The sequence below is a fragment of the Ktedonospora formicarum genome (assembly GCF_016587355.1).
Classification (GTDB): domain Bacteria; phylum Chloroflexota; class Ktedonobacteria; order Ktedonobacterales; family Ktedonobacteraceae; genus Ktedonobacter; species Ktedonobacter formicarum.
The window spans coordinates 1,455,654-1,468,522 of record NZ_BNJF01000001.1; the positions used below are offsets into that span (position 1 = coordinate 1,455,654).

8 protein-coding genes and 1 pseudogene are annotated in these 12,869 nt (G+C 51.8%); 3 read left to right on the top strand and 6 right to left on the bottom strand.

Features of this window, described 5'->3' with window-relative positions; translation table 11 throughout:
* Window positions 1-605 precede the first annotated feature (605 nt).
* A pseudogene (locus K3T82_RS06290) lies at window positions 606-2,470 on the top strand (bifunctional homocysteine S-methyltransferase/methylenetetrahydrofolate reductase).
* A 68-nt stretch (window positions 2,471-2,538) separates the two neighbouring features.
* Here K3T82_RS06290 and lepA read toward each other — a convergent pair.
* The 3 genes from lepA to K3T82_RS06305 form a co-directional block, all read right to left on the bottom strand.
* The gene (lepA, locus tag K3T82_RS06295; protein WP_220192631.1) at window positions 2,539-4,350 is read right to left on the bottom strand and encodes a translation elongation factor 4; all 1,812 of its coding nucleotides are present in this window, start codon (window positions 4,348-4,350) and stop codon (window positions 2,539-2,541) included.
* The gene (gene mnmA, locus K3T82_RS06300; protein WP_220192632.1) at window positions 4,347-5,525 is read right to left on the bottom strand and encodes a tRNA 2-thiouridine(34) synthase MnmA; all 1,179 of its coding nucleotides are present in this window, start codon (window positions 5,523-5,525) and stop codon (window positions 4,347-4,349) included. Before mnmA ends, lepA begins: the two co-directional genes overlap by 4 nt.
* Window positions 5,526-6,012: 487 nt before the next feature.
* Window positions 6,013-6,987: a PP2C family protein-serine/threonine phosphatase gene (locus K3T82_RS06305; RefSeq protein ID WP_220192633.1), complete on the bottom strand. Its 975-nt coding sequence runs from the start codon at window positions 6,985-6,987 to the stop codon at window positions 6,013-6,015.
* 296 nt (window positions 6,988-7,283) lie between these two features.
* On the opposite strand from K3T82_RS06305, the gene K3T82_RS06310 reads away from it, so the two are divergent.
* Entirely contained in the window at window positions 7,284-7,784 is a 501-nt protein-coding gene (locus tag K3T82_RS06310) for a hypothetical protein (protein WP_220192634.1), read from the top strand.
* A 232-nt stretch (window positions 7,785-8,016) separates the two neighbouring features.
* Here the strand turns inward: K3T82_RS06310 and K3T82_RS06315 are convergent, their stop codons facing one another.
* On the bottom strand, window positions 8,017-8,298 hold the full coding sequence (locus tag K3T82_RS06315) for a hypothetical protein (RefSeq protein WP_220192635.1): 282 nt from the start codon (window positions 8,296-8,298) through the stop codon (window positions 8,017-8,019).
* 732 nt (window positions 8,299-9,030) lie between these two features.
* Here K3T82_RS06315 and K3T82_RS06320 point away from each other — a divergent pair.
* Complete coding sequence (locus tag K3T82_RS06320) at window positions 9,031-10,899, top strand: S53 family peptidase (protein ID WP_220192636.1); 1,869 nt, start codon at window positions 9,031-9,033, stop codon at window positions 10,897-10,899.
* A gap of 78 nt (window positions 10,900-10,977) precedes the next feature.
* Here K3T82_RS06320 and K3T82_RS06325 read toward each other — a convergent pair whose 3' ends face one another.
* Together K3T82_RS06325 and K3T82_RS06330 are read right to left on the bottom strand one after the other, a co-directional pair.
* Window positions 10,978-11,781: an ABC transporter permease gene (locus tag K3T82_RS06325; RefSeq protein WP_220192637.1), complete on the bottom strand. Its 804-nt coding sequence runs from the start codon at window positions 11,779-11,781 to the stop codon at window positions 10,978-10,980.
* Window positions 11,762-12,745 (bottom strand): ABC transporter ATP-binding protein, encoded by a 984-nt coding sequence (locus K3T82_RS06330; protein ID WP_220192638.1) that lies wholly within the window; start codon window positions 12,743-12,745, stop codon window positions 11,762-11,764. Before K3T82_RS06330 ends, K3T82_RS06325 begins: the two co-directional genes overlap by 20 nt.
* Window positions 12,746-12,869: the final 124 nt, after the last annotated feature.

Genomic DNA, 12,869 nt, shown 5'->3' on the forward strand with positions numbered 1-12,869 from the left:
GCTGTCTATACACGTCCTGAGTCTCTCACCACTTTGACGTCAAACAACTCACTTTACGAGTTATAGCTCGTCTCATGAGGTTGTCAGGCTTTTACGGCTCCTATAGCCGCGCATCTGGGAGAGACCAAACAGGAACACAAAGCCTGGAAAAGCCAATACTTCTTGGCCAACGTGGAATCAGGAATTCGCTTGAAGAAGTACAGGAGTTGTGTAGAATAAGAAGAAACACATCGGTAGCCGTACCAAAAAACGTTTATAATCGGCTACCGATGTTTTTTTAGTCTTTAACGAGAAGAGATCTCATGAAAATGACGCCTGTAAACTGCTGCACGCACAACAGTTTACAGGCGTCATTTTGTCTTGAAGACCATATATTCAAGCAAGCCAATTGATCGATGCGCTATGCTACACAACGAAACCTGAAGCAGGCTATGGTGGCTAGACTGCCTGGACCTCAAAATGATATACTCTTCTAACGGCGATAGAACGGCCATACCCCAATCGAGGGCAAAAGACTACGGGCAGAGGAGAGAAAATACGACATGCAACGATTTAGTCCTTTCATAGAGCGTTTAAGACGAGGCCCTATCCTCTGTGACGGTGGAATGGGGACTCAACTCTATGCCCGTGGCATCTCCTATGAGCGCTGTTTCGAGCAATTGAACCTGACTTCACCAGAACTAATCAAGACAATTCATCTGGATTACGTGGCGGCAGGAGCTGAAATCATCGAAACGAATACCTTCGGAGCCAATCGCTTCCGTTTGCGCGAACACGGACTAGAACAGCAGGTACACGCGATTAACCGCGCAGGAGCTAAGCTTGTGCGTGAGGTGCGTGAGTTGAGCGAACAGCCAATCTTTATCGCAGGGAATATTGGTCCCCTTGGTAGCCATATGGCCCCCTGGGGAATATCACCCTTGCAGAGGCGCGCATAGCCTTCCAGGAGCAGACAGAGGCCCTACTAGAATCAGGTGTTGATCTTCTTATTATCGAGACAATCACTAATCTAGAAGAGATGCGTGTGGCCCTGGAAGCCATTCGCGGTTTGACCGATGTACCTATCGTGGCTCTGATGTCATTTGACGAAGATAACACCGTTTCTAGCGGAGAGGAGCCTTTGACCGTCGCGCAAACGATGAGCGAACTGGGCGCAGACGTGGTTGGCGTCAATTGTGCGCTAGGGCCTGCTGGAACCTATAACGTTATCGAGAGCATGAGTAGCGAAGATCCCAAGCGTTTCTTGCTTGCGGCTCAACCCAACGCGGGCCTTCCCAAACGCGTCGGAAATCGCTTCATCTACGTCTCTACTCCCGATTATTTTGCTGACTACACGCGTCGCTTCCTCGAAAGCGGAGTACGCCTGATTGGAGGCTGCTGCGGCACAACGCCCCAACATATCGCTGCCATGCGAAAGGTACTAGCCGAGTACGCTCCCAATGTCATCTCCGAAGCTCCCCCAACGAAGCGTCCGGCCCATTTAGAAGTGGTCTACGAACGAGATACTGAAACCACTGGAAATCCGAAGGCACGCAGAACCCATTTAGCACAGCAACTCCAGGCAGGGCGCTTTGTAGTCAGCGCAGAGATGCGCCCTCCACGTAGTGTCAAGTTTACGCGCTTCCTACAAAACGCTGAATACCTGCGTGACGTGGGTGTGGATACGATCAACATTACAGACAACGCGATGGCTCATGTGCGCATGAGCAACGTGGCAGCGGCACGACTGATTCAACAGCATGTAGGGGTTGAGACCATTATCCACTTTACTCCACGTGACCGTAATCTGATGGCTGTCCAGAGTGATCTGGTTGGCGCACACGCTACTGATCTACGCAACATTCTAGCGGTCACTGGCGATCCCCCTACATATGGCGATTTCCCCAACGCAACTGGTATCTGGGATGTAGATAGCATCGGTCTGATCGCAATCCTCAACAACCTCAATCAAGGACTCGATGGGCGCGGGCGCAGGCTGGGAACACCTGGCTCTTTCTTCATCGGCTGCGCAGCAACACCACCTGCGGCTGATATAGAATTAGATCTAGAGCGCCTGCACCGCAAGATTGAGGCAGGGGCAAACTATATCATGACCCAACCCGTCTACGATCCCGAGACATTGATCACCTATTTTGAGCGCTATACACGCAACTATGGCCCGGTCCCTATCCCTATACTTGTTGGATTACAGCCCTTGCACTCCTATCAGCAGGCTGAAAAGTTCCACAACGAAGTTCCAGGGATCATCATTCCCGAGGCGGTCCGTGAGCGCCTACGCTTGGCAGGCGACCAGGCTAGCGCGGTTAGCCTGGAGATCATTAAAGGGCTCTTCGACGCGATTCTGCCCCATGTGCAGGGCGCATATATCATGCCTCTCGACCGCTACACGCTGGTAGGCGATCTGCTTCCCTATATCCGCGAGCGCACGGCCCATTTCGGCGCTACAGACGAGAATGCAGCCTCACAATAGCATAATAAGAGGGACCACCAGGTGCAGATATACCGCTTGCACCTGGTGGTCCCTCATTCCTGTTACTGTTAATCTTCGCCGAGCGAAAGCACAGCCATAAAGGCTTCCTGGGGAATTTCAACGTTACCCACGACCTTCATGCGCCGCTTGCCTTCTTTCTGCTTCTCCAGCAATTTGCGTTTACGCGAGATATCGCCACCATAGCATTTCGCCAGTACGTCTTTACGCATGGCTTTGACGGTCTCGCGCGCGATAACACGCGCGCCAATAGCGGCCTGGATCGGTACTTCGAAGAGCTGGCGAGGGATGAGGCCACGCAATTTCTCCACCAGAGCACGGCCCTGATAATATGCCTTCTCGCGATGCAGGATCAACGAGAGCGCGTCTACTGCCACACCATTGACAAGCACATCTAGCTTCACCAGATCAGATGCCTGGTAGCCTGCATAGGCATAATCGAGCGAGGCATAACCTTGCGTGCGCGATTTGAGCTGATCATAGAAATCCACGATCAGTTCGGCCAGGGGGAGCGAATAAGTGAGTAACACACGCTCTGCCTCAATATACTTGAGGTCCTTATAGACACCCCGGCGCGCCGTCACCAGCTCCATGATCGTACCAATATAACGAGAGGGCGTGAAGATAGAGACATCCATCCACGGCTCCTCGATCTGCTCGATATCGCCAAAAGAGGGCATTTCCGAGGGATTATCAACCTCAATGACCTCACCACCAGTTTTCGTCACCTGATAGGCCACGCTAGGAGCAGTCGCCAGGATATCCAACCGATATTCGCGCTCCAGGCGCTCCTGTATGATTTCCATATGCAGCAGGCCCAGGAAACCACAGCGAAAACCAAAGCCCAGCGCGCCCGAAGTCTCTGGCTCGTAGTGCAGCGCAGCATCGTTCAGCTTGAGGCGATCCAAGGCATCACGCAGCAAAGGATAGTCATTACCTTCGACGGGATAGATACCAGCGAAAACCATAGGCTTTGCTGGCTGATAGCCTGCCAGTGGTGCCACCTCTGTCCGCACGGCCGGCAATGTCACTGTATCACCAACGCGACAGTCCTTGACGTTCTTAAAGCCCGTAGCAATATAGCCCACCTCGCCGGTTGTCAGTTCGCCAGCCGAGGTCAGACGTGGATGGAAGTAACCCGCCTCCAAAATATCGGCATTACTTCCTGTCGCCATCATCGTCACGCGCTCATCAGCATGGAGCGCACCATCCACGACACGTACATAGGCGATAACGCCTTTGTAGGCATCATAGTGTGAGTCGAAGACCAGGGCGCGTAGCGGTGCTTCAGGCTCCCCCTTGGGGGATGGTACTTGCTTAATAATGGCTTCCAAAATGTCCTGTGTGCCAATACCCTCTTTCGCGGAAGCCAGGATACACTCCTCTTTGGGCAGACCAATCACATCCTCTACCTCCTGCTTCACCTTCTCAGGATCAGCGCTTGGCAGGTCAATCTTGTTGATAACAGGGATAATAGCCAGGTCTGATTCCAACGCTAGGTAGAGGTTTGCCAGAGTCTGTGCCTCAATACCCTGCGTAGCATCAATAACCAGCAAGGCGCCCTCACAGGCCGCAAGACTGCGCGACACTTCATAGGCAAAGTCAACGTGTCCTGGGGTATCAATCAGGTTTAGCTCGTACTCCTCGCCATTCTCTTGCGAAGTATAGCGCATTCGTACAGCCTGGGCCTTGATGGTAATACCCTTTTCACGCTCTAATTCCATCTGATCGAGCGTCTGCTCCATCAGTTCGCGCTTGGAAATGGTCCCAGTGAACTCTAGCAGACGATCAGCAAGTGTTGACTTACCATGATCGATGTGCGCGATAATACAGAAATTGCGTATATGTGCTTGATCGGTCATTCCTCGATAATCCCTCCACCCAACACTTCGACACCGTCCTCCCCGCCATAGAGCACGGCGGCCTGTCCGGGGGTGATCGCGCGCTGTGGGTGTACAAGTTGTATTCGTGCCCGCTGCCCGTCAAGTGGGGTAACCAGCGCGGGCTGTTCGGGTGCCTTATAGCGTACACGTACCAGGGCCTCAAACGGGGCGGTGGGTACCTCACCGCTCACATAATGCATCTTGCCGACAACAAACTCCTGCCGCTCCAATGCGGCGGCTGGCCCAACGATCAACGCATTCTGCTCGCTATCCAACTTCAAGACATGTAGCGGAATAGGCGAAGTCAAGCCTAAGCCCTTACGCTGCCCGATGGTATAGTAGGCTAATCCGCGATGCCGCCCCAGCAGAGTACCACGCCGGTCATAGATCGGACCTGGGCGTGGAATATTAATCAGAGGCTGCATAGAGGTCGCGGGACTGGTTGCCCCAACGGGCACAAGCCCCTCTTCCTCCTGCTTACTACTAGCATAGCGATCTATGAAACCGCGATAATCGTTCTGAGCCACGAAACAGATTTCCTGGCTTTCGGCCTTGGTCGCCACCAACATTCCCCGCTCTGCCGCCATCGCACGCACCTGTGGCTTGGTATAGCCACCTAGCGGGAAACAAGCATGCGCTAACTGATGCTGATTGAGTACATGCAGTACATAGGACTGATCCTTCTCAGGGTCTACCCCACGACGCAAACGTCGCTTACCAGTCATGGGATCATCATCAACACGCACATAATGACCTGTCGCCAGATAGTCGGCATCCAGAGCCAGGGCCTTGTTGAGCAGGACGGTAAAGCGGATATGGCGATTACACGTCAGGCAGGGATTGGGTGTCCGACCAGCCACATAATCTTCATAAAACGAGTCGACAATTCTATCTTTAAATTCCTGTTCTACATTTACTAGATAGAAAGGCATGTCAAGCATACGCGCGACACGGCGAGCATCATCAACCGACTCTAATGAGCAGCATTTATTTTGCACAACACGCTCGACGCCATCGTCTTCTGCCTCGATGACCCCTGGTTCCGACCAGAGGCGAAGCATAATTCCAATGACTTCGTGTCCCTGTTCCTTTAGTAACGCGGCGGCGACCGAACTATCTACGCCGCCGCTCATTGCGACGACTATACGAGCCATAAGTGTTTACCTTGCTTAGCAGTTATATAGAGATTTCAAAGCATTACGACTGGGGTAGGTAGTATACAGCATGGTCGCAATTATTTTGCGAGAGCATAAGATACACGACCAATAACAAACAAAAAGATTAGGGTTTTATACGAAAACCAGCCCTCATGTGAGGGTACGGTGCCACTGGCGTGGCCAGCGCAAACTCCCTGCCCAACCCCTGAGCGCCATACCCTCATAGGGTCAGCGCTAGCACCCATTTAGGCGGCGTCGGGTTTTGTAGGAACTACAATGCGCTCAGGTTTTCCAGAGGTAGTTGCCAGGTGGGGACTAGCCTCAAGTTGCCGAGCAGACATACAATAGCTGAAACACCTTCTGTTTCTTCGCCCATTGCCCTTTACTGCCACGATCCAGGGTAGCATAGTAGCTACCAGTTGTCAATTCTCGCATGGTTATCGCTGAAAAGCTCTACCACTCATCGTTGGCAACTAGATGTAGCTTAGTAATTACGACTGATAACCAGAGCGCTAATATCGTCTTGCTTGGAGCGCAGGATACCTTGCGTCTCCTGGCGCGAGACATCAAGCGCACGTAGCACCATCTTCCTCGCCACGGAGGTACGAGCCTTCTCCCCCAACACCTCAGCAATCTCCTCATCTGTCAGATTATCATGCACGCCATCGGTACACAGCAGGACGCGATCCCCAGACTCAAAAGGCACTTCAGTAATATGCACGGATGGATCTACCCGATCACCGAGCGCCTGAGTAATGCCATTACGGCGATCAAAGTACGAGCGCTCGAGATGGCTTAGCTGTGACGGCTCGCTAGCTTGATCGATGCGACGCGCATCCTCTGGAGTCAACATCTGGCGAGCAACCAACAACGAAAAGAAGCCATCATCATCGGTCACACGTTCAAAGGTGCCATTAGCGTGTCGGAGATAAATGCGACTATCACCCACATGAGCACAAATTAATTTACAGGCAGTTGAGTCAGGGTCCTGACAGAGCGCAACCAGGGCAATAGTCGTGCAAGGACGCAGTGGCGAACCATCATCCTTTGTCCGACGCACGCTCTCAGCGCAGAGCCGTTCATGAGCCTCCATGATAATCTGATCCAATGTGGCGCGCAGATCTATCGCTGAGCAAGGAAACAGTGCTTCAGACGAGACACGAGGGTGCGTGGACAGTACTTTTTTCCAATGAGCTCTGATCGTCTGTGAAGCCACTAGAGAGCCGATATAACCATCTTCCCCACCTACACCATCAAAGACCGCACCCAGCCCGGAACGGGGAAGCGAAAGTACGCGATCCTCGTTCTGATCAGGACGCGTAAACTTAGCGATAGAGTGCCGCGAGAAAGTAAAAGGAGAGGTCATTGAAGTTCTAGCACGAGGCTGCCGAGAGGGGTTAGTAACCAGAGGGCGCATACGATGAGAGAGAGATGCTGGTTTTGGCGTATTTTTCAACATAGCTTAAAATTTCCTTTAGAGCAGAAGAGACCATAAACAAAAGGTTATTAGCAATTATTATAACCAGTGCCACTAGCAAAGAGCAAGAAAAGTGTTTCATATTTTCAAGTATGGATACACGTATGCATACCTACTCGACTGATATCCGGGATTCATGTATAATGGCACCAATGCAAGCAATGTGCAAACAGGAATGCCATAGTTATCATTTTTCTTCTATCAAACCTTCTGCACACTGCTGTTGAGCAGGAGGGCACCCTTTATTATGGTACGAACGAAAGGCAGAATGCAATACCATGGCTAAGAGATCAGCGACAGCACGCAGAAACGCGCAGCGACAGAAGACAGCACGCACAAAAGGCTTTGAACTGGTCCTGCCTGAGACAGAAGAGAGCGAAGAAGAGAGCTCCCTCGCTGAAACAGAAGCAACAGCCGAGGCAGAACAAGAAGAGCAGCTAGCCGTAGCCTCCGAAACCGAGAGCGAAGACGTCGATGCTGAAGAGGTTGATAAGCCCATCATAGAGGAGAAGAAAACACGCTCAAAGAAGGCTACAACCGCTACCAAGGCAGAGACCAAAGAGGTAGAGCCTGAAATCGCGCCAGCCACAGGCAGCGCCCGCGCGCGCCTGGCTACCAGTCGCCAGAATAAAGCCCGAGGTCAGCGAGCAGCCGCCCAGATGATTACAGTCGAGCACTTCACCTACGTGAAACGCGACCTCATCACTATTGCAGTTCTCGCGACCTTCCTCTTCGCTGTCATTATCTTCCTGTATGTAGCCTATGGTAGCGTGCTCTAGGGGCTTCTTCGACACCAGTATGAGACGTGTCCGCTGACAGCTAGCATTAATCGCGCATTGACAAAGCTTGGCATGAATCGTTCTCTATTCGCGAATATAACCTGATTCGTGTCCAGACAAAATGGAGCACTGACCGCGCTACAGGATCTCAACCCATCAGGGGAAATGAAATACGGTCAGTGCTCTCGTTTCTTTGGCTTTTCGCGTTAAAGAGTGGATTACGTAGTGTTAGTTAGTGGACAAGAGGGCTGGTACCCAGACCCATAGGAACACCATGGCGGTAGGCTTCGGGGATCGTCACGCCGAGCACGCGCTGCATCGCCATAGTGTGACAACAATCGCCCCAATCATGGAAGAAGCGACAGGTGCAATTCCACTCGCCATTATCGAAGGTTGTGGTATGTACATCGTTTTCGCCCTGGAAGTTGGCCTCGAAACGAGCAAACTGAATGCGCTCTGGCTCTTCCGCGTAACGCTTGGCTTTTGCAATTTTATTGATCATGCTAGAGTTCATGGTCTGCACTCTCCTTGAATTCTAAAACCACTACCGTACCACTTACCGTTTCATCAACGGGCCTGCCCACGTTACCTACACCGATGTAGGCTCGCGAACACGGCACCAAACGCTCAAAAAAGAGATGCGGCCTCCTTTCTTCGCCGAGCAAATACCGCTCAAAATCCAAAACGGAAACGGTCCACACGTCCCAACTCGAAATGCGGGATGGAGCAAATGAAGGGATGTTCCCGACCACGTTAGAGCGAATATACAGTTTTCAAGGTATAAAAAAACACCAGGGTGAGATATCCCTAGTGCGTGCCGCTATGCATCGGTATTCGTCTCAGCAACCACCCGCAACGTGACATTGTCCCGATAATGTGGTGATGATGTTGAGACTGAATCCATAAGCAGAAGACCCCTACTCGTACATTCGAGTGACTACGCCAGTGAAGTCATTTCATGGCTTCCTGACATGGATGCCTGACCAATAGTTGTCTTGCGATGAGTTGATTATACCACAGAGGACAACGAAAGTCTACCCTTTAGCGCCTTTCCAACTCCAGACAGATAATAAAACCGAATTTCCAGCTCATGCAACGTTTACAGAGCAGTACATTCGCTGTGGGCAATTTCATATTCTACAAATGGCTCTGTTAACAGAATATGAGGCCAGCTATCGGATACACTCAGTGCTAGAAGCACTACTTGTGCATGTCCCATCCGCTCCTTCTCTCTGGAGGCCAATTCATGAATAGGAAAAAGCGCTCTTCACTTACCATACTACTGCTAACACTGATAGCCGTTAGCGCCCTACTTAACGCCTGCTCAACTGGCGGCAATGATAGCAACAATAATAGCGATATATACGACAATTCTGGCTCACGTACAGCGCCCACACGCAAGCCTGGCCCACTCTCAGATCAGCCACTAGAGGCCCAGGCAGCGGTTATTGGCACACCTCTCGCAACGACAAATCAATTTGTACTGACCTTTACGCTAGCTTTCGACGATGACGCCATGAATACCTTCGTTGGGCAACTCTATAACCCTGGAACGCCTCAGTATCGCAAATTCCTGACGCCTCAACAGATTACACAGCGCTTCGCGATGCCTGATGCGCAGACCAAACAAATACAGGACTGGCTTGCTCAACAGGGATACACAGAGATCAGCGTTGATTCCCTACATACAGCAATCAAGGCCAAAGCTACAGTTGGCACCATTGAGAGTTCGCTGGGCACCAGACTCTACGCCTTCAAACTCCTGGACAAACAGTTCTATATGCAGAACAAAGAACCCCATCTCCCCTCCTCTATAGCTCCCTATGTGCAGACCATCTCTGGCTTGAATAACCTTGCCCTCCCCAATATCCGTCCCCCACGTCAGAGCACGCAGCAGCAACAATTGGGCCAGGAGGGAGACTGCGCCTCCTATGGAGCCCAGCAAACCCTGACCCATACTAAGCTGGCCTCTGCCTATCGCCTCAACGCTCTTTACCAGCAGGGTCTTAAGGGACAGGGAATGACAGTTGGTATCGCGGAGTTCGGCGATCCCTACGATATCAACGACATCAAGAATTACATGTCTTGTACAGGTCAGCCCATGCCCACAATCCAGAATATTGATGTTGGAACACCCTTACCTCCGGGAACCGGCGAGGGCGAGGCCACAATGGATATTGAACTTGTAGCGGGACTGGCTCCCCAGGCGACAATCCTGGTCTATCAGACTCAACTGCAAAGCGATGGCACTCTCACCTCGGAAATCGAGTCGTTCGCGCAGTCTATGATCGATGTTTTCAACCGCGTCGCCAGTGATAACAAAGTCCAGGTTCTAAGCGTGAGCTACGGACTGGGAGAAGAAATGTTCAGTGCGAGTGACCAGATCGCCATTAATAATAGCCTGCGTACACTGGCAGCGGAAGGCATTTCGGTCTTCATCAGTAGCGGCGACTGCGGCGCGTACAGCTTGCGCACACGTGTACCATTGATCGCAGAGGTCTCCTTCCCCGGGAGCGCTCCCTATGCCATCTCGGTTGGCGGCACCTACCTTCAGGTCAATGATAGTCAGCAGCGGACCAGCGAGACCGTCTGGGGTGGCGATGATGGCACCCCAGTCTGTCAGAACTCATGGGGAACCGGTGGCGGCGTAAGTCAGAATCCATCCTTTATGCTTCCCTCCTGGCAGGCAGGGCATGGTGTTTCAACAGCCTACGATGGCACTCTCAAAGGAGTCTTCGTGCGCTCCCTACCACCACAGATTCTCAAGGCACCCAATGGCCTGCGCCAGATTCCGGATGTCGCGGCGGCGGCCTATCCAAACATTGCTATCTACTACGATAGCGCATGGGTGCGGAGTGGTGGTACCAGCGCGGCGGCGCCCATCATGGCTGCGGGTACGCTCCTGATCGATCAGGGGCTCAAGCAAAGCCGGAAGAGTTACATTGGTGGTGTGCCTGAGTTCTATCACTTAGCCAATCAAGCGGGCAGCAATACACCTTATACCGATATCACTCAGGGCGACAATCTCTTCTATCCTGCGACTGCGGGATGGGACTACACCACTGGTTGGGGTACACCGAATTTCGATGTGATGCTCAATCTGGAGAAGGCATAATACGCCCAAAGCAGATAAACTAAACGATTTGGTCAGAGGATGTAATTTCATGATACATCCTCTGACCAGACCATTTTCTTAATACTGACCTAGTGTTCCCTGACGGCGCGCAACCTGTTCACAGAGCTTGAAGATCACCCAACCAATGAAGCAGTACGCCAGTGAGTTGAACAATAGCCAGGTAAGATCACCATTCCACCACACCTCAGCTAGCGTCGTTTGCGTCAATAAGACCTCGCGCAAGACAATAATTCCTTGCGTAATCGGTAGCGTTTTAGCAATGAACGCCAGCCAGGATGGGAAAACACTTACAGGTAACAGCGCTCCGGTCATAAAGAGCATTATGTTCTGCGCTAGGTCTCCCAACGACTCGACCTGCTTGAAAACCAAGCCCGCTCCGGTCAAGATCAGCGTAAAACCAAAGAAGCCAAGCAATGTCAGCAGGATGACTGGAATACTCTCCCAACGCAGAGGTAAGGCTATATGCAAGACGCCCATCAAAATTAGGGTTGGGAACAACACTAGAATGGTTGTGGTAAAGAGCATCGCCAGCATACGACCTATGAGCAAGATCTCGACAGGCACAGGGCTCATATACATTTGCTCTAGGGTTCCAGCAGACGCCTCACCCACCAGATCTGCTCCTGTATAGATAATGACAATGCGAGCATAAAACCATACCACATAGCCGATCAGAAGTTCTGGCATTTCCTGGGGGTTGAAACTTCCTCGCCCAAAGAAGAAAGCAACACCCACAAAAATCAGCATGACTGTCAGGAGCTGCACAATCACATTAAAACGATAATCCCAGAAGATCAGGAAACGCTTACGCGTCTCGTTATACAGCACAGTAAAAGGCAGACTAAGCATGGACAGCGACATGATTCTCCTCCTTCTCCATCAAGCGCAAAAAGACCTGCTCTAGATCCGGCTCAACCCGGTGCACATCCAGTAAGGCAAATCCCTGGTGGCGCAAGCGCTCCAACAACACATATAGCTCCTCTTGTCGCTCTACGGCTCCAGAGAGAAGCGTGGAACCATCCTCTTCGGTAACCTCAAAGTCAGAGCACGCCTCCATTACAGCCTGACGATGCCGCCCCTGCACACGAATATGATAATGCTCCTCGCGGAAGAGCGAGAGAAGGTCCGAGAGCGTCTGGGAAGTCAGAAGGCGTCCACGCCGCATAATCGCAACCCGTTGACACAACTCCTGAGCGATATCAAGCTGATGTGTGGTTAAGATGACCGTCTTCCCCTGCTCATGGGCAAGATTCATAATCCATGTCTTTAATGTATGCGCAGCCTGGACATCCAAACCTAGTGTTGGCTCATCGAGTAGCACAATCGATGGATCAGCGATCAGCGCGCAAGCGATGGCAACCTTCTGCTGCATTCCACGTGAGAAGAAACGGAGGTTCATATCGCGCTGCTCCCAGAGATCAAGCTCACGTAGGAGCCGTTCCGCACGCGACCGCACCTCCTTCCCAGGACAACCCTTCAGTCGCCCAAAGTAGAGCAGGTTTTGCCATGCTGATAGACGCCAGTAGACATTACGTGTCCCTTCCAGCACAGCTCCTATCTGACGCATCGCCAACGAACGCTCTCGCTGCACATCATAGCCATTTATCCGTAGGCGACCACTCGAAGGAATTATCAGCCCACACAGCATCTTAATAGTAGTCGTTTTGCCCGCACCATTGGCCCCAAGAAAACCAAAGACCTGACCCGGAGGTACAGAGAGACTCAAATTGTCCACGGCGATAAAGTCCACCCCTCGCCGCTGATGATAGACCTTACTCAGCCCAGAAATCTCAATCGCGGGCCGCATGTCTTCCTCCCGATACATACTAGCAATCTCCTTTGCTCATTGTTTCTGAGCAACAGTGTAGCCACCAACCTGGCAAGGAGACACCTATCGAAAGTTAGGAAAATGGGTAGGATCATGTGGAAGAGTAGGTGAGATAATTTTA